Raw genomic sequence first — 22,235 nt, forward strand, 5'->3', positions numbered from 1 at the left:
GGGGGGAATCGTGGCAATCAGTATGTAAAACGATCTCGTGACAGCCCTGCGGGGCGAAGTCGACTGGCGCGACAGCTCGTACACGGAGCGGCAGGCGCCTGTCGTTGAGGAGATCCTGCGGGCCGCAGCCGCCCGCCCGGAGGTCTTCGCGGAGCGTACCGACCAGATCCTCGCGGACGGTGAGCTCTTCCGCAGCCTCGCCCCGCATTCCGCGTATCCGAGAATCCTCATGGACAAGTTCGTCCTCCACACGGAGCCGGGCAACGGCTTCCGCATCCGGCTGCACCGGTTCAAGACGAGGTTGCAGAACGGTGGCGCCGAGGAACGGGTCCACTACCACAAGTGGCATTGCAGCACCGTCATGCTGCGAGGCGGCTACCGGGAGAAGCAGTTCGAGATCCGGAAGACCGACGAGGCGGCCGGTGAGGCCCTGCTCCACGAGGATCTCGAACACTCCCTGGCGGAGGGGGAGTCCAACTCGCTTCCGGCCGGCCGGCCGCACCAGGTCATGAACGACAGCGACACCGACCCCTGCCTGACCCTCTTCGTCCGCGGCCCCTCCGTCATGGGCGCCGCGCGCATCTTCGACCTGGAACGCGGCACCTTCTACGACACGTTCGACCCGGACGGCCAGCTGAAGGTCGGACTGGCGGCCATGGGCCGACTCGACCCCGACTTCCACTGACACGGTCCCGGACCACCACTGACATGGGCCGGTCGGACAGAGACAAGGACGAGAACATGACCGATCAGGGCATCACCGACGCTCTGGAAAAGTTGCTGATCGCGCACAGTCCCGAGCTGCGGGGCGGAAGCGCGGCGGTGTCGCCGCAGGCCAGGCTGGCGGATCTCGGCATCGACTCGCTGGAACTGCTGTCGCTGGCCGCCGACATCGAGGACGCGTTCCGGATCGACATCGACGACAGCGATCTCGATGCCGCGAAGACCGTGGCCGACCTCGTGCGCCTCGTGGACGGCGTGTCCGGGGTCGGACCGACGTGACCGGGGCGACGGGGGTAGTGGTCACCGGCATGGGCTGCGTCTCGCCCTTCGGGTCCGGGGTCCGGAGCTTCTGGGAGGGCCTTTACGCGGGACGGTCGCCGAAGACCGCCGACTGGCCCGGCGCCTCCGCCTACCGGACCGCCGCCGTCCACGAAGTCCCCTTCTGGGAAGGGTCGTTGGAGGACCGCCCGGCCGAGCTGCTGGCCGTATCGGCGCACGAGGCCCTGACCCAGGCCGGTCTGGCGCCGGAGCACCTGCGTACCGCCGGGCTCGCGCTCGCGTCCACGAGTGCGGGCTGGCACCTGCCGGACGTGGCCTTCGGGACGGTACCGCCCGACAGCGGTGCCGATGCCAGGCGTTACCGCAAGGAAGGACCGGCCGTCTCGCTGCGTGAACAGCTCGCACTGAACGGCCCCTGCGTGGTGCTGTCCTCCGCGTGTGCGTCGAGCACCGGGGCGCTGGCGTGGGCCGGTGAGCGGATCAGGAGTGGAGAGACCCCGGTCGTGCTGGTCGCCGCGGTCGATGTGCTGGCCGAGGTCGTCTTCGCGGGGTTCCACTCGATGCGCCTGCTGTCCCGGACGACGACGCGGCCGTTCTCCGCCGACCGGGACGGGTTCGTCCTGGCGGAGGGGGCGGCGGTCGTGGTCCTGGAGAGCGCCCGGCACGCTGCGGAGCGCGGGCATCCGGCTCTGGCCACCTTCCAGGGCTGGGGCGCCAGTTCCGACGCCGTCCATCTGACGACACCCGCCGCACAGGGCATCGCCCGGTCCCTGACCAGGGCGCTCGCCGATGCCCGCCGCAGCCCGGACGAGATCGGGCTCTACCACGCGCACGGAACCGCCTCGCAGGCCGGCGACCTGGCGGAGGCGCAGGCCGTGGGCGATGTGCTCTCCGACGGCGGGCTCCCGGTACGGACCGCGGCGACCAAGGCCGCCGCCGGGCACACCGAAGGCGCCGCGGGGCTGTTCACCTTCATCGCCGCCACCGAGGGACTGATCCGGAACGAGACGCCCCCGGTGCTCCACTCCGGGGAACAAGATCCGCGGACCGGGGCGCTCGAACTCTCCGACGGGCACGGGCCCCACCCCCGGGGGTCGGTCGTCGTGCACGCCTCCGGGTTCGGAGGCGCCAACTGCACGGTGGTGCTGGACGACCGTCCGGCCGAACCCCGCCCCATGCGCCGTAAGCCCGTCCACGTGTACGCGGCCGCCTCGGTCGCGGGCGGCCGTGCCACCACCCGCGGCTGGTCCGCGGGGTGGGCCGACGGATCACCCGCCGTCCCCGCCGCGCCCGTGGGCAACCCCCGTCCCGACCGGACCTGCCTCCTGGTGGCCGACGCGGTCGGTGCCCTCCTGGGCGGCCTGGGGGAGACGACGCGTGCCGACCTCCTCGCCGGTGGTCTGCTGCTCGGCACCGAGTACGGGATGCAGAGCCACCATTCCCGCATCTGGACCACCCTCCAGGAGCAGGGGCCACGGCGCGTCGATCCGATGGACTTCGCGCTGTCCACGTTCAACACCCCCGCCTCCATGGCGTCCGTCCTCTTCGGCGTCACCGGTCAGACCGAGACCTTCCTCGGCAGGACGGCGGCGGTCGAGGCACTCGTCTCGGCAGCCCATCTGGTCGCGACGGGAAGGGCTTCGGCCTGCCTCGCCGGAGGCTACGACGCCCCGGAGAACCGGCTCTGGGCCGAAGCGGGGGACCCACCGGTCCCGCCGACGGGCACGGTGATCGCACTCGGCTCCGGGCCCGAACGGGGGGAAGCGTCCGCGGTCGAGCTGGTGGCAGCGGTCCGCCTCCCCGTCGCCGCCGCGCCGGCCGGGCTCGACGTACTGGAGGAAGGGCTCGCGAGGCTCTGCCCGGCCCGGCCGAAGACCTTGATCGTCACGGGGCTCGACGGGACGAGCGCGGTCCTCGCCCCGTACTCCGGATGGACGGAGTACGAGGCGCTGGGCGGCGCCGCCGACCCCTTGACCGCCCATCTGGAGGCTATGGACATGATCGCGCGCGGCGAGGTCGAGGAAGCGGTGGTCGCCGGCACGGGGGCCTACTCCGCCACGGTGTTCGTCCACTACCGGCGTCCGGGGTCGGAGGGGGCGGCATGATGCTCGACCTCCTCCACGGCCACGCCGTGGAACGCCCGCACGTGCTCGCCCTGGTCGATCCGGAGCGCACGCTGACCTGGTCCCAGCTCGTCGACCGGGTCGCGGAACGGGCCCGCGAGCTGGCGCCGGCCCCCGGCGTCCGCCCCGGACTCGCCGCGCTCCACCGGCCGGGAGACTGCCAGTGGGTGATCGACTTCCTGGCCCTGCGGTCCTGCGGACACCCGGTCCTGCCCCTGCCCGAGGCCATGCCCGGCACCACCGCCGAAGCGCTGGCCCGCGACATGGCGGCCACCCTCTTCGTCGCTGCCGACGGGGTCAGGCGGCTGCCCGGCCGGAGCCCCGCGGAAGCGGGCACCGACCGCCTTGCTCTGGTGCACCTCACCTCCGGGACCACCGGCACCGCCAAGGGGGTCCTGCGGAACGGGGCGAACATCGAGGACGAGGCCGCAGCGGTCGCACAGGCACTCGGCCTCGGCCCGGAGCACCCGGTCCTGACCGGCACTCCCGTGTCGCACAGCTTCGCCTCCGGGCTGCTCACGGCAGCGCTCCGGGCAGGCTCGCCGAGCTTGCTGACGCCCCGCTACGACCCGGCGGGGATGGTCCGGATGGCGCACGAACACCGCCCCGGGACGATCTGTGGCACCCCCTATGTGTTCCGCGCGGTGGCCCGCGCGAAGGAGGTCCGCCGCACCGGCCTCCCCGGGCTCCGCCACCCGCTCTCGGGGGGTGCTCCGCTGCACCCCTCCTGGGCCGAGGGATGGCAGGAGGTCACCGGTGTGCCCATCTGCCAGGAGTACGGACTGTCCGAGGGCGGCATCGCCACGATGAACCTCGCCGCGCACCCGGACACGGCGGGATCGGTGGGGCTGCCGGTTCCGGGAGTCACCGTGCGCATCCTCGGACCGGACGGCTCACCCCTCGGGGCGGGGCGGACCGGACAGGTCGTGATCGACCGGCCCGCGACCCCCGCCCACTACCTCACGGGCGGTGGCGGACGGGCGCCGGTCCCCACCAGACCCGCCCTTCCCGGAGACAGCCCCACGGCGCGCTTCGTGGAGACCGGCGACCTCGGCAGACTCGACGAGCACGGACGGCTCTGGCTCACCGGCAGGACGAAGGTGCTCATCAACGTGGCCGGTGCGAAGGTCAGTCCGTTCGATGTCGAGCACCACCTGCTGAACAGCCCGTTGGTCAAGGACGCCGTGGTGGCCGGGGTCCCGGACCCCGATCGGGGCGAGATGGTCGCCGCTCTCGTCCACGCCGACCCCGGCACCACCGCCGCGGAGCTGGCCAAGCACCTCCGTGAACGCCTCAGCAGTTTCGCGGTGCCCCGCCGCTGGGTCCTCACCCCCGACATTCCGCGCACGGCTTCGGGCAAGCCGGACCGGGCGCGTGTCCTCGCCATCCTGGAAGGCTGATCGTTGATTCTCGAAGACTCCTACGCCGCAGCGAGGGTGGTCGACTCCGGTCGCTACCTCACCAGCGTGAACGAACTGTGCGACCACACCCCCGCGCTGCGCCCGCAGTTGCTGGAGCACGTGACGGGAAGGCTGCTCGCCGCCCTGGACCTGGCGGGCTGCACGAAGATCCTGGTCGAGGAGGAGAAGGGGGCCGTCATCGGCGCCGCCGTGTCGCTGGCCACGGGAATCCCGCTGGCGATCGCGCGGACGTACCCCTACGCCGTCCCGGGACACCTGGTCGACTTCGACAGCGAGTACACCCGGGGCTCCCTCTTCGTCAACGGGATCGAATCCGGTGACCGGGTCTGCCTGGTCGACGACACCCTGTCCACCGGCGGGACCCTCATCGCCCTGGTGGACGCCGTCCGCGAGATCGGCGCCGAGGTCATCGACGCGGCCGTCGTGGTGGAGAAGCCCGCCAACGGCGGCCGGGACGCGCTCCGGTCGCGGACGGGACTGGAGATCACCTCCCTCATCCGGATCGACGTGACCCCGGACGGGGTCTCGGTACGGAAACCCTCCTCCGGCGCCCGACCGTCGCAGGACCCCACCGCCTCCGGCTTCCTCCGCCGGATGCGGCCCCACACCGCGCCCGGCCTCCTCGTCGTGGTCGAAGGCACCGACGGCGCGGGCAAGACGACCCTGGTCAACGGGCTCAGCGCCGAGCTCAAGGCCGCCGGTCACCAGGTGTTCGACACCTTCCAGCCGACACCGAGCGCCCGCGCCACCGAGGTCTTCCGCGGCTTCGCCGAGCGGGGCGGCGACGACCCGACGATCCACCGGGCCCTCTACCTGGTCACCCTGGGCGATCGCCTCTACCACGCGCGGGCGACGATCCTCCCCCGGCTGGAAGCGGGCGAAACGGTGCTCTGCGACCGCTACATCTACACCACCGTCGCCAACGCGCTGGCCCGGGGGCAGCACTTCGACGGCTGGTTCCAGGACACGGTCGCGCTGCTGCCGGAGCCGGACCTGGCCCTGCTCGTGCACAGCCCGGTCGATGTGGCAGTCAGCCGCATCCGGCAGCGCCCCGAGGAGCGCGACCGGCCCATCGACATCGAGCACATGACCCGCGTGCGCGCCGGCTTCCTCGACCTCGTCGACGCGGGTCACCTGACCGGCCTGGACACCTCGGTCTGCGAGGCGGACGAAACACTCCGCTCCGCCCTCAAGGCCGTCGAGGCCGCACACGCCGACCGCGAGAGCTCGCCGGGGACCGGGGTATGACCTCCGCCGCGCTGGCACAGGCGCTGCTGGACCGCGCTCCGTTCGTGACGGCCCATCGGTCGGACGGCCTCCTGCTGAGCGACTACTTCGACGGCCACCGGGTGCTGGGCGAACCCGCGCTGCTGCACGCCCTGGCGCTCGCCCTGTACGAGCGGATCGCCGGAACGACGGCCGAGGTGGTCGCCGGTGAGGTCGCCGCCGGCGGCCAGCTCGCCACCGCGGTGTCCCTGGTGAGCGCGTCCGCCGCCCGTCCCCTGGAGGCCAGGGCCGTACGGCGCACGGCCAAGGACTACGGACTCTCCGGGCGCCTGTCCAGCCAGGTGCCGCAGGGCGCGCACTTCGCGGTGGTGGACGACGTCGCGGGCACCGGTGCCGCCCTGGAACGCACGGTCCTTGAGCTGCGGCGTCAACAGCACCCGGTGGTGGGCGCGTTCGTCATACTTGACCGGCAACAGGGTGCGGCCGAAGCGCTCGAACGCATCGACTGCCCGCTCACCGCCCTGTTCCGGCTCGAAGACCTGGCTCTCCTGCGCCGGCCGGACCGGGCACCCGAACCTGCGACGAGTAAGAGGACTGGCACATGAAACATCTCGGCGAAGCACTCCGCGCCAACCGGTACCCCGGTCGGCTGGTCGTGCTGGGTCGTACGCACGACGGCGTTCTCACCGCCGCGTACGCGCTGACCGGGCGCAGCGAGGCGTCCCGCGCCCGCCGCCTGGACGGCTCCGCGGCCGGGGAGCTCGCGGTCGTACCCGTGGGCGCACAGGACAGCGACGCGCTGCGCCACTACGTCGCCGCGTGCGTGGCGGGCCCCTGGACCGTCTACGGAAACGGAGAGCAGGTCGCCGAGGTGGCGACCCGGCTGACCGGCGGGCAGTCCCCGGCCGAGGCGCTGCACGGTCTGGAGTACGAGCCGGACCCGCCGATCTTCACGCCCCGGATCACCGTCGTGGTCGAGCGGGCCGACGGCAAGGCGTGGCTGGGTGCCGCGCGCCGGCCCGAGAACGGCCGGGAGAGCACCGACACCACCGTCACCGCGCTGGGCCCGCTGCCGGTCGGTCACGGCGTCCTGCTCTCCACCTACGAGTCGGACGGGGTCCGGGTCGCGACCGCCCGCCACCACCTGGACGTCCTGGTCGGTGCCGGGGACGCCGAGCAGTTGCTGGAAGAGGTGTGGCAGACGCTGGACCACGAGTATCGCGTCGCCGCCACGGCCTTCGCCCCGCAGGACGGGGTGGAGGGGCAGGTCCGGCATGCCGCGGACGTGACGGCCGGGTAGCCGTCCGGCGCGGCGCCGCGGGCCGGGACGCACCGTGACCCGGCCCGCGGCGCGCTTCCGACCGTCCTCCGGCGGCCCCGCCAGGTCCGGACCCGTACACACGAGAAGGCGAAAGAACATGTCCCCGCTCACCGTTGCCGAACGCATAGGGATCATCAGATCCAGCCTCGCCCCTTTTCCGGGAGAGGCCACAGGACCGCACCGGGACTGCTTCGACCGCCTTCTGGAACGCCACGGAGACGGGACCGTCTACTCGTACCTGCGGCAGCGCAACGTCATCAACGCGACACTCGTCAGCCATGCCGGTCACCCGGCCGTGGCCGCCGAGGACGGGCCGTTCCAGCTCTACCGGACGGCGGCGCTGGCGATCCGCGAGCACCACCGCACCGAACTGGCCTCGGTCGCGGCCGAGTTCCAGGCGCAGGACGTCCCGCTGATCGTCTACAAGGGCCTGGCCCTGGACGCCCTGCTCGACAACACCGAGGCCCCGTCGTTCAGCAACGACATCGACCTGCTCGTACGGAAGGGTTCGCTGGCCGACGCCAGGAAGATCATCGAGTCCCTGGGCTACGAGGTGGGCATCCGCATCGACAACGGTCGGGTGCGGCGCATGCCCGCGCGCATCAGCAGAATGACCGAGGAGTCGGTCTACTCGTACGGGCAGGTGCAGCCGTACCACCGCCTGGTGCCCGTTCCGGCCCTGGAAGGCGTGTCCGACAGGGTCCAGTCGCTCATGCCCAGGACGTTCTGCATGGTGTCCGGGCAGCTGCACCTCAGGGTCTCCATCGACCTGCACTACAGCCTGAACCTGCTGACCGAGGACATCGGCACGCGCGTGAAGCCGAGCGAGGACAGGTGGTGGGAGGGGACACAGGAGATCCGCGTCGGCGGCGCGGCCATCAGGACGCTCAGCGACGATGTGCTCGCCTGGGCGCTGCTGCACCGGCTGTACGTGGACAGCACCGTCCTCCAGGAGACGGGCCTCAAATCTCTGTGCCACATCAAACTCCTGTGGCACCGGGGCCGTTTCGACCTGGACGGAGTCCATGAGGCCGCACGCCGTCATCCCTATCTGGCGCCGTCCGTCCACCAGGCGCTGCGGGCGGTGGACAGCATCTGCGACCTCGGTCTCCAAGGGCTGGTGCACCCGCGGGAGTTCCGCACCGCCGCGGCTCCGCTGATGAACGTCGGTGACTGCCTGCCCGCCCTGCTCGACTTCGGTGTCGCCATCGACCTGACCGACCTCGAACAGGGCGGCGTCGGCGCGCGGTTCCACTGATTCCGGAGCTGCGCGGCAGCAGCCCTTTCTTTTTGCGGCACACCAACTGAATTCTCGTGGGCAAGGTGAGGAATGTCGTTCGACCAGGATGATCCGTGGGGCCGTTGCAGTCCGACGGACAGGAAGATCATCGAAGAACTCCAGGGACACCCGGAGGAGGTCCCTTCGGACGAAGTAGTGCGGCGCATCGCCGGAAACTACCGAGACCTGGGACCGCGCACCGCCCTGATCGACGGCGTTCGTGAATGGACCTACGAGGCGCTGGGACGCGAGGTGTTCGCCCTCGGCGCCCGCCTCGCGGCGATGGGGGACGAGCAGGGCTGGGAGGACCGGAAGAAGACCCTCGCGGTGGCGATCGGCCGCTCTGCCGAGCTGGTCGCCGCCACCCACGCCGTCGCCCTGTCCGGCCATGCGTACTGCCCCCTCAGCCCCGGTGATCCGCTCGCCTGGAGGAGCTCGATCGCCTCGCGCAGCGGCGCCGCCGCCGTGCTCGTCGACGGTGGTGCGGACGTCGAGGCCCTGGGGATTCCGCAGTTCGACGTGAACGGCCCCGACGGTCCGGCGGCGGCCTTCACGCCCGTACGGCCGGTGGCGGACGACCTGTCGCAGGTGATCTTCACTTCGGGATCGACAGGGCGGCCGAAGGGGGTGCGCTGCACGCACGGCGGCTTCGCCAACCGCATCCACTGGATGCAGCGTGCCTTCGAGCTGACACCGGACGACCGCGTCGCGCTCAAGACACCCTTCACCTTCGACGTGGCCGGCTGGGAACTGTTCTGGCCGCAGTACGCCGGAGCGGGGACCGTGGTGATTCCCGAGGGCGCCCACGCCTCGCCCGAGGCGCTCATCGACCTCTTCACCCGGCACCGGGTCACCGTCACCCACTTCGTCCCCTCGATGCTGCGGCTGTGGCTCCAGGCCGGTGGCGCCCGGCGATGCCCGGGCCTGCGCCTGGTCTTCTGCAGCGGCGAGGCGCTCGGCGCCGATCTGGTCGAGGAGTTCCGCCGCCAGAGCGGGGCACGGCTGCACAACCTCTACGGTCCGACCGAGGCGTCCATCGACGTGACGCACTTCGACGCGAGCGAGGACTCGCGTGCGCCGGTGCCCATCGGCCGCCCCATCGCCAATACGCGGATCTACATCCTCGACGGGGACCGGAGGGTCTGCCCCGTCGGCGAGACGGGTGAGATCTACATCAACGGGCTCGGCGTGGCAGCCGGCTACACCGGGGCCGACGGCAGCGAGAACGAGCGCTTCGCCCCGCTGGGAATCCCCACCCCGGACGGATGGCGGACCTTCCGCACCGGGGACCGGGGCACGTACACCGCGGACGGCTGGATCGAGTTCGAGGGGAGGGCGGACGACCAGGTGAAGATCCGCGGACAGCGGATCGAACTGGGCGAACTGGAGGCCGCCGTCCGCGACCACCCGGCCGTGGCCGACGCCTGCGCCCGCACCCACGAGAGCGGCACCGGACGCCTCTGCCTGTCCGTGTACGCCGTCGTCGCTCCGGCGGCACGCGGCACCGACATCGGCGGCGCGATCACCGAGCACCTGGTGCGACGGCTGCCGAGCCGTTCACTGCCCGGCAGGATCGTGCTCGTCGACGCACTGCCGCTCAGCGCCCACGGAAAGGTCGACCGGGCCCGGCTCCCCGTCCCGTCCCACAACCGCCCCGAGTCGGGACGCCCGTTCCTGCCTCCCGCCACGCGGCTGGAGGTCCACATCGCCGAGATCTGGGCCCGGGTCCTGGACCTGGACGAGGTCGGCAGGGACGACAACTTCCACGACCTGGGCGGGGACTCCATGGCGGCCGTGGAGGTCTCGTTCCTCATCGCCGACAGGTTCGGCCTGGACTACGACGACGACCTGGTGGCCGACATCCTGATCAGCGGGGACACCGTGGCAGCCTCCGCCAGGATCGCCGCCGAGGCCGGTGTCGAGGACCGCGAGCTCTGAGACGTAACGGGACGCGCCCCCGCTGCGCCGTGCGAAGGCCGGCCCCCTTCCGGCTCGTGGGCGCCCACGTGCCTGGAGTCATGGCTCAGACGAAGGGTGACGCGTAGGGAAGGAGCACGTCGTTGACCATCCCTACCGAGTTCACCGCGCCGCCGTGCTTGGGGCTCGGGCCGAAGCACACCGAACAGGAGTGCGCCCCGACCCCCGACGACGAACATGCCCACACACCCAGCCGCAGGTTCTGGGGGTCCGCAGATCCACCACCGCCTTCGCGCTGTAGACGGTCGACCGGTTGTTGCGCACGATGACCGCCCCCTGTACCACGCCCCCGCCCGAGGACCGGATCGCGCGGACCTGGGCGGAAACGTCGGTGCTCACCGGCACGGTGCCGGCGCAATGCCACGTGCTGGCACTGGAGGTGATCGGATTCGTATGGCCGTACGCCCGCCAGCTACCGCCCCCCGCAGCCGCGGCCGGGCCGGCGGCGGCCAGACTCAGACCGGCGACGGCGGTCACCGCGGTTGCCGGCCCAGCCGTCATTCGTGCGATTCGCCTTGCGCGCATGGTGATCCCCTCGGGACGGAAGACAGTGTCTCTACGGGGCACGAGTCTGCTGGCGCTCGGCTCGGTTCCGTCGGCGGCGACGATTACCGCGCCCACGCTGAACGCGGTCTCCGAGGGCGGGCACAGGGCGGCCAGCTCGCAGGCGCGGGCGAGCCATCTGCCGTCTGCGGCGTTCGGCTCGCGGCCCGTGCCCGGGGCGTCGGGTGAGGGGGGTGTGGTGCTCATCGTGGCTCCGTCGAAGTGTCCTTGGGGGCGTGCCTCAGGAGTACCACGTCGTCGATCTGGCGAGTTTCCAGCAGCCGCAGGCGCGCGGCGGGGCCGCCGGGGTAGGTGGCGGGGCCGAGCATGCGTACCGCGTCCGGCTGGCCGACGAGCAGCGGGGCGACGACGAGCTGGAGTTCGTCGGCCAGTCCAGGTGCGGAATGCGGCATTGCAGCTGCACCGCGCGCTGGCGTACATCGGCGTCGAGCGGCATTTGGACATCCAGACCGTGGGGGACACGTCCCTCATTGACATCGGCATGTTCGATACAGACGCTGCCACGCTGCTCTACCGCAGTCTCGGCGGTGACGAGTTGGTTGTGCGCGACCTCGATCTCGGGGACTGGCACGACCACGAGCGGTTCGCCCGGGAACTGGGGCGGGTGATCTCCGCGATCGGCCAGGCGCTGCTTGTCGAGTCGGTACCCATCTGCGGACATTGCCGAAGCCGGCACGGCGGCAACCGCATCCGCTTCGACTATCTGGATGCCGACGACGCGCTGCTCCTCGCGGACACGTTGCAGCGGATCTCCGCTTCGGCAGGCTCGGCCCCGCCCGAATGAAGTCGTGCGATGCCCTTGTGCTCTGCCCGCGAGCCGCCTGCACCAACGGTCACACGACAGACATCCGCATGGCCGGCCTCACCGCCAATGGATTCATGATCCGGCGCCTCGCCCGAAAACTGGCCGGGTTCTCCGGACCGGTCGTCGTGGTGACCAACCCCGTCGACGTGAGGACCCGCCTGTATGCGGAGGCGTCCGGCAGTACGCGGGTGTGAGGGATCGGCTCCAGCACCGATACCGCCCGGTACCGGCTCATCCTGGCCCGGAGGACGGGGGTACCGACCCAGGCCGTACGCGGGCATGTGATCGGCGAGCACGGGGACCTGGCGGTGAACTGTGCTTCCTCCACCACCGTCAACGGACGGGCCGTCCGCATCCCCGTGCAGGCGATCCGGGCGGAGATGGCCGCCCGGCCCGGCCGTATCGCCGCCGGGATCGGCCGGGTCCGGTCCGGTCCTGCCGCTGCCGTCGTGGCCGCCCTCGCCTTTGTTCTGGGCGTCACGGACGGAGTCATCGAGCTGTCCGCACCTCGGGACGGCACCTATCTCGGAATGCCGTTGCACTTCTCCTCGGGGCGCCCCACCGTGTGCCTGCCGCGCTTGGACGCCGGAGAGAAGCGCGATCTCGCAGCCGTAGAGGCCAAGTTGCAGGCCGCCTACCACCACCTCTGCTCGACCCTCAAGGAGATGTCCGCGTCATGACCTTCGCGACCCGCATCACGACGGCCGACCACCAATCGGTCACCGTCATCAGCCACACCTCGGCCATCACCGACTGGGTCAGCCGGTACCTGGGCCTGTGGTGGACGGCTTCGGACGTCGACCCGGACCGTACGGCCACCGGCCCGATGATCCGCGCCGACGTAGACGTGGAACAGCACGGCGCGCTCGGAGCCCGCGTGCTGGCCGGGCGGCCGGAGGAGGTCACGTACGCCACCACCCCGATGCTGGTCATCCGCGACGCGACCGGACTTGTCACGGCTACGCAGCCGGACGACGGGTTGTCCTACGCATGGGACCGGGCCGGCGGGCGCATGAGGATCGTCGGTACCGATGAGACGGCCATCGCCACCGCTACCGCTCGCCTTGCCAGGGAAGTCGTCCGAGGCCAGCTTCTCTCCGCCGGCTGGCAGATCCTCCACGCATCGGCCGTCACACGGCCCACGGACGGCGCAACGCTTCTCACGCTGGGGAACAAGGGGGCCGGTAGGACGACCACCGGGTTCCTGCTGGCACGTACCGGCGACCTTCAACTTCTGGCCAACGACCGGGCGTTCGCCCGCTTCGACGGCGAAGTCATCCGCGTCCTGCCCTGGCCCAGCGCGGGGGCCATCGGCTTCGGGCTGCTCGATGCCCTCGGCTGGTACGAGCCCGTGCGCGCCCGTGTCCGGGCCGGTGAACAGATGCATCCCACCCAGAAGCAGAAGGTGACCGACGCGCTTGTCGCCGGTGACCGCACCCCGTTGTGGAAGACGTCGCCACCGAGGACCGGTCCCCGGATGTCTTCGGGCTCCTGCCCGCCGAAACCTCCACCAAGGCTCTCGCCGGCCACCTGGCCCAGCTCCCCCACCAAGCGCTCACCATGAACCACGACCCCGAGGCGAGCACCGCCGTCCTGCTGGACGCCGTCGACGTCATCCTCTGACACATGAAAGGGCGTGGGGTACGGGACCGTATCCGTACTCCACGCCCTGGCTCAGGGAAAGAACAGGGACCGCGGCGGAGGCGCGAAGGGGGGCTGTCCGGTTCCTTCAGGTCAGGAAACCCGGGCCGCCCTCCCACGTACCACCGCACTGGCATCGCGCCACCGCCGCGGCCTCGTCCTGCCCGCGTCGCGCACAACCCCTCATCCGGGTGGACGCGTCGGCGCGGGCAGGGTTCGGGGGGAGGTTCAGTCCTCGCGCAGGGCGTGGACCGCCTCCTCCACGCGCTTGCCGTATTCGGCGTCGGCCGCGTGGAAGTGGGCGAGGTTCTTCTCGATGACGTCGTCCCGGGTCACCTGGGACAGGCCGCCCGCGATGTTGGCGATCAGCCGGGCCTTCTCGTCGTCCGACATCAGCCGGTACAGCTCGCCCGCCTGGAAGAAGTCGTCGTCCTTGGTGTGGGCGGGTGCCTCGTGGGTACCGGTCCAGCCCTGGACGGGGAGTGGGGCGGAGTGGGCCGCGTCCGTCTGGGCGGGGCCCGCGTACGAGTTGGGCTCGTAGTTCTTGTCGTGGCGCGAGCCGTAGCGGGTGGCGTGGAGGCCGTCGCGGCCGTAGTTGTCGACGGTCGCGGTGCGCGGGGCGTTCACCGGCAGTTGGGTGTGGTTGATGCCTAGGCGGTAGCGCTGCGCGTCCGCGTAGGCGAACAGCCGGCCCTGGAGCATCTTGTCCGGGGACGGGCCGATGCCGGGCACGAAGTTGTTCGGGGAGAACGCGGCCTGCTCGACCTCGGCGAAGACGTTGTCCGGGTTGCGGTCCAGCACCAGCCGGCCGACCCGCTGCAACGGGTAGTCCGCGTGCGGCCAGACCTTCGTCACGTCGAACGGGTTGAAGCGGTAGTCCGCGGCCTCGGCGGCCGGCATCAGCTGCACGTACAGCGTCCAGGACGGGTTCATGCCGCGCTCGATGGCCTGGAGCAGATCCGTCTGGTGCGAGCTGCCGTCCTTGCCGACGAGCTCGGCGGCCTGGTCGGCGGAGAGCGAGCGCACGCCCTGGTTCGTCTTGAAGTGGTACTTCACGAAGTACGCGTCACCCTCGGCGTTCGTCCACTGGTAGGTGTGCGAGCCGTAGCCGTTCATGTGGCGGTACGAGGCGGGGATGCCCCGGTCGCCCATCAGCCAGGTCACCTGGTGCGTGGCCTCGGGGGAGTTCGCCCAGAAGTCCCAGATGTTGTCCGGCTCCTGACGACCCGTGAACGGATCGCGCTTCTGCGAGTGGATGAAATCGGGGAACTTGATCGGGTCTCTGATGAAGAAGACCGGCGTGTTGTTGCCGACGAGGTCGTAATTGCCCTCGTCCGTATAGAACTTGAGCGCGAAGCCGCGCGGGTCGCGCACCGCGTCCGCGCCGCCCAGCGAGTCGGCGACCGTGGAGAAGCGGAGGAACGTCTCGGTGCGGCGGCCCACCTCGGAGAGGAAGTCGGCGCGGGTGAAGGCGGTGACGTCATCGGTCACCTCGAAGTAGCCGTACGCGCCGGAGCCGCGGGCGTGCACCACGCGCTCCGGGATGCGCTCCCGGTTGAAGCGGGCGAGCTTCTCCAGGAGGTGACCGTCCTGGAGGAGGATCGGCCCTCCGGCACCCGCGGTGGCGGAGTTCTGGTTGTCGGCGACCGGGGCGCCGGACTCGGTCGTAAGCACACGCTGCGTCATGGTGTCGGGGCGACCTTCCGTACGGGAGCTGCTGAAACTGCGACGGCCTGGGGCCGGAGTGCGGGGTGTGTCCGGAGCGTAAGTACGCCCCGCGCACGGCGTCAACAGTTTGTTGAAATTCTTGGTGGGAGGGTGGGAGGGTGTTCCGGACGGTGCCGGCGCCTGGGCGCGACAGGACAGGTGTCAGCGCCGGCACCGTCCGGAAGTCTGGGGAGTGGAGGGGAGGGGAGCGGCCGGGGTCAGCCCTGGACGGGCCGGCCCGAGAGGCGCTCGACCGAGCGCAGCAGCGCCGAGTGGTCCAGGCCGCCGTCGCCCTGCGCGCGCAGCGAGGCGACGAGCTGGGCGACCACGCCGCCGACCGGCAGCGCGGCGCCGACGTTGCGGGCGGCGTCCGTCACGATGCCCATGTCCTTGTGGTGCAGGTCGATCCGGAAGCCCGGGGCGAAGTCGCGGTTGAGGAAGTTGTCCTTCTTGCGGGTCAGGACCGTCGAGCCGGCCAGGCCGCCGTTCAGGACGTCCAGCGCGGCGGTGAGGTCGACGCCGGACTTCTCCAGGAAGACCACGGCCTCGGCGCACGCCTGGATGTTGACCGCGACGATCAGCTGGTTGGCGGCCTTCACCGTCTGGCCGGAACCGTGCGGCCCGCACAGCACGATGGTCTTGCCGAGCGCTTCGAGCAGCGGCTTCGCCGCGTCGAAGTCGGCCTGCTCGCCGCCCACCATGATGGACAGCACGGCCTCGATGGCGCCGGCCTCACCGCCGGACACGGGGGCGTCCAGGACCCGGATGCCCTTTTCCGCGGCGTTCTTCGCGAGGTCCACGGAGGTCTGCGGGGTGATCGAGGACATGTCGATCAGCAGCGCGCCGCGCCTCGCGTTCTCCAGGATGCCGTCGGGGCCGTAGGCGACAGCCTCCACCTGCGGGGACGCGGGCACCATCGTGACGACCACGTCCGCGTCCCGGACCGCCTCGGCTATCGAGGAGGCGCCGGTGCCGCCGGCCGCGGCCAGCCGGTCGACCTTGTCCTGCTCCAGGGTGTAACCGGTGACGTTGTACCCGGCCTTGATGAGGTTCTCGGACATGGGCGAGCCCATGATGCCGAGCCCGATCCACGCAACCTTGGGGAGGTTGTTGCTCATGAGAGTGCCTTCCGATCAGCGTGTACAGGGGGGCGCCCGCTGCCCTCAGCGGGCGGGCCGCGCGGCGGCCGGGAGCCAGTCGAAGGAATCGGCGCTCGGGCGGTCGCCGGGCTTGTACTCCAGCCCGACCCAGCCCTCGTATCCGGCCTTCGCCAGCTCGTCCAGGAGCTGTTCCAGGGGGAGCGAGCCGGTGCCGGGCGCGCCGCGGCCCGGGTTGTCGGCGATCTGGACGTGACCGGTCCTGTCGGCGTACGCGGAGATGACCTGGCTCAGGTCCTCGCCGTTCATCGACAGGTGGTACAGGTCCAGCAGGAACTTCGCGTTGCCCAGGCCCGTCGCGGCGTTGATCCGGTCCACCACCTCGATCCCGGCCGGCGCGCTGACCAGCGGGTAGCGCGGCGACTCCGGCGCGTTCAGGGTCTCGATCAGCAGCACCGCGCCGATCCGGTCGGCGGCGCGGGCGGCCAGCACCAGGTTCTCCAGGGCCAGTTCGTCCTGCGCGTCGGGGTCGACGCCGTCGACCCGGTTGCCGTAGAGCGCGTTGAGCGCCTTGCAGCCGACCGAGGCGGCGAAGCCGGCCGCCACCTCGATGTTGGCCCGGAAGCGGTCCGACTCCGCTCCGGGCACGGAGAGCGCGCCGCGGTCGGGGCCGGGGAGCTGTCCGGCGTAGAAGTTCAGCCCCACCAGCTGGGTACCGGCGTCGTCGAGCGCCTTCTTGAGGGCGTCGAGCTCGGCCTGCTGGGGGGTGGGGGTCTCGATCCAGGGCCACCACAGCTCGACCGCGGTGAAGCCGGCCGCGGCGGCTGCCGCGGGCCGCTCCAGAAGCGGGAGTTCCGTGAAGAGGATCGAGAGGTTCACATCGAAGCGCTGGTCCGGGTAGCCCATGAGGGTTTCGGCGCTCCTTCCGTATTGCGGAAGTTAGTTTCTGCTTAACGGAAGATTGCCCAAAGGGTGGCGGGGCTGTCAAGGGGCTGCCCGGAATTCGGCCCGGTCAGGAGGGTCCGCACGGGCGCTCCGGAGACGCGAAAGGCGGGGCGGAGGCCCGTCGGCCGTCCGCCCCGCCTGTTCGCCGTGCTGCTACCGGGTCACCCCGCCGGAACGGTGTCCTGGAACGTCGTCCCCGCCGCGCGGTAGGCGCTCACCCGGGCGTTCACCTGGGCCGGGGTGAGGACCTGGTCCTTGACGTGCAGGACGTAGTCCACCCGCTGGTCGTACGCACGGGGCGTCGTGCTCGTCTGCCCGGCCAGATCGATCAGCCACTGGTTGAAGTTGATCGACATGCCCCGCTCCGGCAGGTACGCGGCGCCGTGCGTGCCGAACACCTGGCCGTCGATGTAGTACGTGATCTCGCTGTTGTCGATGGTCACGACCAGGTCGTGCCAGCCGGCGTAGCTCTGCCGGGACTCGGTGTGCTCGTTGACGGCCTCCCAGGGGTCGGGCCGGTAGGTCTCCCACGAGGTCGTGTACAGGATGTTGCCGCTCTCGCCCCAGCCGCCGTTGGGCAGGTACTCGAAGTCGTACTCCGCGTAGTCGTCCGCCATCGGCGCCTTGAGGTCGTTGATGGTGAAGAACGTCTGGACGAGGTGGTCGCCGTCCGGGCCCGACTTCGGCGCGTCCTCGAACTTCACCCGCGCCGCGTAGGTGCCGTTGCGGAACTTCATGGACTGGGTCAGGATCTCGGTCTGCTTGGTCGACTCACCGCTGCCCGCCGTCGACGTCTCCAGGTTCATGATGGAGTTGCCGCTCTCCGTGGCGAACGTGACGTTCTCCGGCGCCCAGGTGGCACCCGGCACCCCGGGGCCACCGGAGTTGGAGCGGACGCTCCAGCCGTGCGCGGCGATCTGCGGATCGGTGTGGCCGCTGTAGTTGAAGTCGTCGAAGAGCGTCGGCGCGTCCTCCGACGGAACGGTCGGGTCGGTCGGGTCCGTGGGGTCGGTCGGGTCGGTCGGGGTGTTGCCCTCGGGGGCCTCGCCCCAGACCGTGGCCCCGCCCAGCCGCGCGGTCACCTTCGACCAGTCGGCGTACGCGGTCGCGCCGGCGCCGAAGGAGTAGTCGTCGCTCTGCACCAGCGGCTGCCAGGTCGACCGGTAGAACCGCAGCTGCATGTCACCGGTGTCGGCACCCGGTGCCAGCGAGCCCGCGCCGGAGGTGAAGCCGATCTCCAGGTAGCGGTCGGCGGTGGCGGTCGGGGACGCGAGCGTGCCGAAGGTCCCCGTGATGTTCCCGCAGCCCTTCACCGCCCAGGAGCAGGCGAACCGGTAGGCGTCGCCCGCCGCTTCGCCCTTGAAGTAGTAGCGGACCTTGACGTCGCTGAGCTGGACGGACCCGCTGCCGGTGTTGCGCACCTTGAGCCAGGGTTCGCTCTGGTCGGCCGTGGCCCCGGACGCGCCGGTGCGGTACTGCACGGCGAGCGATCCGTCGGCGGCGCTCGCCGTCGTGGGGACGGCGGCCAGCGCCGTACAGCCCAGCGCCACGGTGGCGGCGGCCGCGCCGACCGCGCGCATCCGGCTCTTCGCGAGTGACTTCATCTGCCTGTTCCTTTCCGGAACGGTCATGGGGGAATGGATATTCACGGGGTTGGCGCTGTTCCTGGGGAGGCGGCCGGTTGCGGCCTGGGGTTCAGGGGGAGTCCGACACCCTCCGGGGGCCGGTAGCGGACGCCGAGCGCGTCCAGCCGCGCCAGGTGCGGGCCGAGGCGCGCGAGGAATCCGGGCCAGTCGGCGCGCGTGCCCGACCAGGCGCGGTCCGCCAGCGCGCACAGCCGCGGATACGTCCGGTACTCGATCCGGTCCGGGGTGCGCGCGTACTCGGTCCACAACTGGGCCTGCGTACCGAGGAGCCGGCCGGTGTCGGCCGGGCCCCAGTCGTCGGCGAGCGACCGGTCGCCGTGGACCGTGCGCAGGTCCACCGGAGGGCCCGGCTGCGCGGGCGGTTCGCCGGGGTCGGCGGACTCGGCGTAGTCGAGGTAGGTGGCCCGGTAGTGCGCGGCGACCACCTGGTGGCCGCGGCGGGCGGCGGTGCGGGCGTGGGACGGGTCGCGCCAGGTCATCACGGTGAAGTCGAGGGGGAGTTCGGTGCCGGTCTCGGCCCAGCCGACCGGTGTGCGGCCCCGCTCGGTCACGAACGCCCCGATCCGGCCCATGAACCAGCCGTGCAGCGCCCGCGTGTCCGCCAGCCCCTCGGCGGCGGCCCGCTGCCGGGCGGCCGGGCTGTTCTCCCACTCGGTGGTCGGGCACTCGTCGCCCCCGACGTGGATGTACGGCGAGGGGAAGACGTCCATGACCTCCTGCAGCACCGTCCGGCAGAAGTCGAAGACCTCCTCGTGGACGCCGAGGACGGTGTCGCAGACGCCCCAGCGGGTCCACACGCCCAGCCGCCGCGAGGGATCGTTGCCCAGCTCCGGATGGGCGGCGAGGGCCGCGCGCACATGGCCCGGCATCTCGATCTCCGGCACCACCCGCACCCCGCGCGCCGCCGCGTACCGGACGAGGTCGCGCAGTTCCTGCCGGGTGTACGCCCCCGAGTGCGGAACCCCGTCGAACATTTCGGGGACGCCGCCCGGAGGCCCCGCCATCGACTGGCTGCGGTGGCCGCCGATCCCGGTGAGCTTCGGGTAGGCGGCGACGGGCATCCGCCAGCCCTGGTCGTCGGTGAGGTGGAGGTGCAGCGTGTTGAGCTTGTGCAGCGCCATCAGGTCCACGTACCGGCGCAGGTAGGAGACCGGCTGGAAGTGCCGGGCGACGTCCAGCATGGTGCCCCGCCACGCGTGCGCCGGCACATCGCTGATCTCCACACAGGGCAGCGTCCACGGTCCGCCCCGCCGGTCCGCCCCGGACAGTGTCTCGGCGGGCAGGAGCTGCCGCAGCGTCTGGACCCCGCACAGCAGGCCGGCCGGGCGGGCGGCCCGCAGCAGCACCGTGTCCGGGCCGATGGTGAGCCCGTACCCCTCCTCGCCGAGGCCGCTCAGCTGCGGGTCCAGGGCCAGCACGATCCGGCCGGTGGCGGAGGGCGCCAGCGGCAGCCCGGTGGTGGGGGCGAGCAGGGTGCGCAGCAGGTCGGCCGCGCCCTCCGCGCCGGGGGTGGCGCGGATCGAGGTGTCCGGGGCGAAGGTGAAGCGGCCGGGGCGGGAGGAGACCTTGAGCGGCCGGGGGACGAGGGAGTGTTCGGGGTGGGGTGCGGGCATGCGGTGCCTCCGGGGTGGGAGCTGGGTCGTCGGTCAGCCCTTGACGGCGCCGGCCGCGAAGCCGGAGGTGACATGGCGCTGGAGCAGCAGGAAGACCACCAGCGCGGGCAGGGCGAACAGGGTGGAGGCGGCCATGGTGGCGCCCCAGTCGGTGCCGAAGGTGTTCTGGAAGGAGGACAGCCAGACCGGCAGGGTGCGGCTGTCCTGTTGCTTGATGATCAGGAAGTTGGCGTACGCGAACTCGTTCCAGGCGGTGATGAAGCCGAACAGCGAGGTGGCCATGAGTCCCGGCGCGAGCAGCGGCAGGGCCACCTTCCGGAAGGCGCCGGTCCTGGTGCACCCGTCGACCTGGGCGGCCTCCTCCAGCTCCGGCGGGATCGTCCCGATGAAGCCCCGCAGCACGATGACCGAGAACGGCAGGGTGACCATGAAGTAGACGAGGGTGAGCGTGGGCAGCCGGTCCAGCATGTCCGTGTCGCGGGAGATGATGTAGATCGGGATGATCAGCGACTCCCACGGCGCCATCTGTGCGATGAAGACCATCAGCATGAACTGCCGCCGGCCCTTCCACCGGAGCCGGGCCACCGCGTACGCCGACGCCAGCGCGACGATCAGGGCGAGCAGGATCGAACTCGCCGTCACCAGGATGCTGTTGCGCCAGAACAGCCCGAACCCGTCGGCCTGCACGGCGGTCCGGAAGTGGTCGAGGGTCCAGGTGTGCGGGAAGAGCTGCGGATCGGTGGACTGGATGTCCCGGGACGGCTTGAACGCGGTGGAGATCATCCAGTAGACGGGGAACAGGCAGACCAGGACCGTCAGTACGGCGGCGGCGTTCAGCGGCATCCTTCGCACGCGCGGGGTACGGGCACGGCTCATCGGATCTCGTCCTCCTGGCGGAGCATCTGGCGGAAGTAGAGGACGAGCACCCCGGACATCAGGACCACGGTGACCATCGAGGCGGCCGAGCCCAGGTCGTAGCGCTGGCCGGCGAGCGCCGTCTGCACCGCGTACACGGGCAGGATCGTGGTCGCGTCCCCCGGGCCGCCGCGGGTCATCACCCAGATCTGGACGAACGCCTTGAACGTCCAGATCACCTCGAGCGAGAAGACCAGCAGGAAGATCGGCCGGAGCACCGGGAGGGTGACCGAGCGGAAGATCCGGGCGGCGCTCGCCCCGTCCAGCCGCGCCGACTCGTACAGCTCGGCCGGGACGGTGGTCAGTGCGGAGTAGATCGTGATCGCCGCGAACGGCACCGACTGCCAGACGACCAGCAGGACCAGGATGGCGAAGGCGGCGGAGCCGTGCGCGAACCACGGGTAGCGGTCGAAGGAGGAGAAGCCCGCCCCGGTCAGCAGATGGTTGACTATGCCGAATTCGGAGTGGAACAGCCACTGGAAGACCGTGGTGGCCGCGATCACCGGCATGGCCCAGGCCAGCACCAGCGAACTGAGCACCGCCGTGCGGCCGAACCGGCCGAGCCGCTCGGTCATCAGGGCGACGAGCGTCGCGATCACCATGATCAGGACCACGTTGACCGCCATGAACAGGAAGGTGCGCCGGACCACCTCCCAGAACCGCGGATCGGACAGCAGCGTGCGGTAGTTGCGCAGTCCGACGAACTCGGCGTCGCCCGTGATCAGCTGGCGCAGCCGGAAGTCCTGGAGCGAGATCAGCACCGCCCGCAGCAGCGGATAGAGCAGCAGGTAGAGCATCCCGCCCACCGCCGGGGCGATCAGGGCGTACGGCCACAGGCCGCGCGGTTCCCCGGACCGCCGCCGGCGGGGCGGCGGCCCGGACGTGCCGGGTACGGCCCGGCGCAGGGGGCTGGGGGGTGCGGTCCGTTCCCGGATGACCGACACGGCACGCC

20 protein-coding genes and 1 pseudogene are annotated in these 22,235 nt (G+C 71.1%); 13 read left to right on the top strand and 8 right to left on the bottom strand.

The window, feature by feature from the left end:
- The first annotated feature begins 37 nt into the window (after positions 1-37).
- The 9 genes from E6P78_RS20080 (at position 38) to E6P78_RS20120 (ending at position 10,311) form a co-directional block, all read left to right on the top strand.
- On the top strand, positions 38-685 hold the full coding sequence (locus tag E6P78_RS20080) for a hypothetical protein (protein WP_136205006.1): 648 nt from the start codon (positions 38-40) through the stop codon (positions 683-685).
- A 56-nt stretch (positions 686-741) separates the two neighbouring features.
- A complete protein-coding gene (locus E6P78_RS20085; RefSeq protein WP_168712658.1) occupies positions 742-1,002 on the top strand; it encodes a phosphopantetheine-binding protein in 261 nt (86 codons plus the stop codon).
- The gene (locus tag E6P78_RS20090) at positions 999-3,107 is read left to right on the top strand and encodes a beta-ketoacyl synthase N-terminal-like domain-containing protein (RefSeq protein WP_136205008.1); all 2,109 of its coding nucleotides are present in this window, start codon (positions 999-1,001) and stop codon (positions 3,105-3,107) included. The genes E6P78_RS20085 and E6P78_RS20090 overlap by 4 nt, the downstream gene beginning before the upstream one ends.
- A complete protein-coding gene (locus E6P78_RS20095; RefSeq protein WP_168712659.1) occupies positions 3,104-4,525 on the top strand; it encodes a fatty acid--CoA ligase family protein in 1,422 nt (473 codons plus the stop codon). The genes E6P78_RS20090 and E6P78_RS20095 overlap by 4 nt, the downstream gene beginning before the upstream one ends.
- Before the next feature lie 3 nt (positions 4,526-4,528).
- Complete coding sequence (locus E6P78_RS20100; RefSeq protein WP_136205010.1) at positions 4,529-5,794, top strand: phosphoribosyltransferase family protein; 1,266 nt, start codon at positions 4,529-4,531, stop codon at positions 5,792-5,794.
- A complete protein-coding gene (locus tag E6P78_RS20105) occupies positions 5,791-6,378 on the top strand; it encodes a hypothetical protein (RefSeq protein ID WP_136205011.1) in 588 nt (195 codons plus the stop codon). The genes E6P78_RS20100 and E6P78_RS20105 overlap by 4 nt, the downstream gene beginning before the upstream one ends.
- Positions 6,375-7,073, top strand: a complete 699-nt coding sequence (locus E6P78_RS20110) for an IMP cyclohydrolase (protein ID WP_136205012.1) — start codon at positions 6,375-6,377, stop codon at positions 7,071-7,073. Before E6P78_RS20105 ends, E6P78_RS20110 begins: the two co-directional genes overlap by 4 nt.
- 118 nt (positions 7,074-7,191) lie before the next feature.
- Entirely contained in the window at positions 7,192-8,352 is a 1,161-nt protein-coding gene (locus tag E6P78_RS20115; protein ID WP_136205013.1) for a nucleotidyltransferase family protein, read from the top strand.
- 72 nt (positions 8,353-8,424) lie between these two features.
- Positions 8,425-10,311: a non-ribosomal peptide synthetase gene (locus E6P78_RS20120; protein ID WP_136205014.1), complete on the top strand. Its 1,887-nt coding sequence runs from the start codon at positions 8,425-8,427 to the stop codon at positions 10,309-10,311.
- A gap of 624 nt (positions 10,312-10,935) precedes the next feature.
- On the opposite strand, the pseudogene E6P78_RS20125 reads toward E6P78_RS20120, so the two are convergent.
- Positions 10,936-11,288, bottom strand: a pseudogene (locus E6P78_RS20125) (hypothetical protein); the annotation flags it as partial.
- A gap of 17 nt (positions 11,289-11,305) precedes the next feature.
- On the opposite strand from E6P78_RS20125, the gene E6P78_RS20130 reads away from it, so the two are divergent.
- The 4 genes from E6P78_RS20130 (at position 11,306) to E6P78_RS20140 (ending at position 13,283) form a co-directional block, all read left to right on the top strand.
- Entirely contained in the window at positions 11,306-11,698 is a 393-nt protein-coding gene (locus E6P78_RS20130; RefSeq protein ID WP_240799288.1) for a hypothetical protein, read from the top strand.
- 68 nt (positions 11,699-11,766) lie between these two features.
- Entirely contained in the window at positions 11,767-11,913 is a 147-nt protein-coding gene (locus tag E6P78_RS33515) for a hypothetical protein (protein ID WP_240799289.1), read from the top strand.
- 3 nt (positions 11,914-11,916) lie between these two features.
- Positions 11,917-12,399 carry a hypothetical protein gene (locus tag E6P78_RS20135; RefSeq protein WP_346765591.1) on the top strand — a complete coding sequence of 161 codons (483 nt, stop codon included), beginning with the start codon at positions 11,917-11,919 and terminating at the stop codon, positions 12,397-12,399.
- Positions 12,396-13,283, top strand: a complete 888-nt coding sequence (locus E6P78_RS20140) for a hypothetical protein (protein WP_240799291.1) — start codon at positions 12,396-12,398, stop codon at positions 13,281-13,283. Before E6P78_RS20135 ends, E6P78_RS20140 begins: the two co-directional genes overlap by 4 nt.
- Positions 13,284-13,588: 305 nt before the next feature.
- Here the strand turns inward: E6P78_RS20140 and E6P78_RS20145 are convergent, their stop codons facing one another.
- The 7 genes from E6P78_RS20145 to E6P78_RS20175 form a co-directional block, all read right to left on the bottom strand.
- On the bottom strand, positions 13,589-15,046 hold the full coding sequence (locus E6P78_RS20145) for a catalase (protein WP_136205015.1): 1,458 nt from the start codon (positions 15,044-15,046) through the stop codon (positions 13,589-13,591).
- Positions 15,047-15,285: 239 nt separating this feature from the next.
- The gene (locus E6P78_RS20150; protein WP_136205016.1) at positions 15,286-16,185 is read right to left on the bottom strand and encodes a 2-hydroxy-3-oxopropionate reductase; all 900 of its coding nucleotides are present in this window, start codon (positions 16,183-16,185) and stop codon (positions 15,286-15,288) included.
- Positions 16,186-16,230: 45 nt separating this feature from the next.
- Positions 16,231-17,070, bottom strand: a complete 840-nt coding sequence (locus tag E6P78_RS20155) for a TIM barrel protein (protein WP_136205017.1) — start codon at positions 17,068-17,070, stop codon at positions 16,231-16,233.
- 200 nt (positions 17,071-17,270) lie between these two features.
- Entirely contained in the window at positions 17,271-18,713 is a 1,443-nt protein-coding gene (locus E6P78_RS20160) for a cellulose binding domain-containing protein (protein WP_136205018.1), read from the bottom strand.
- A 41-nt stretch (positions 18,714-18,754) separates the two neighbouring features.
- A complete protein-coding gene (locus E6P78_RS20165; RefSeq protein WP_136205019.1) occupies positions 18,755-20,368 on the bottom strand; it encodes a beta-N-acetylhexosaminidase in 1,614 nt (537 codons plus the stop codon).
- Positions 20,369-20,401: 33 nt separating this feature from the next.
- Entirely contained in the window at positions 20,402-21,244 is an 843-nt protein-coding gene (locus E6P78_RS20170; RefSeq protein WP_136205020.1) for a carbohydrate ABC transporter permease, read from the bottom strand.
- Positions 21,241-22,227 (bottom strand): sugar ABC transporter permease, encoded by a 987-nt coding sequence (locus E6P78_RS20175; RefSeq protein WP_136205021.1) that lies wholly within the window; start codon positions 22,225-22,227, stop codon positions 21,241-21,243. The genes E6P78_RS20170 and E6P78_RS20175 overlap by 4 nt, the downstream gene beginning before the upstream one ends.
- Between the last annotated feature and the right edge of the window lie 8 nt (positions 22,228-22,235).

The organism is Streptomyces sp. A0958, from assembly GCF_004795035.1.
Classification (GTDB): domain Bacteria; phylum Actinomycetota; class Actinomycetes; order Streptomycetales; family Streptomycetaceae; genus Streptomyces.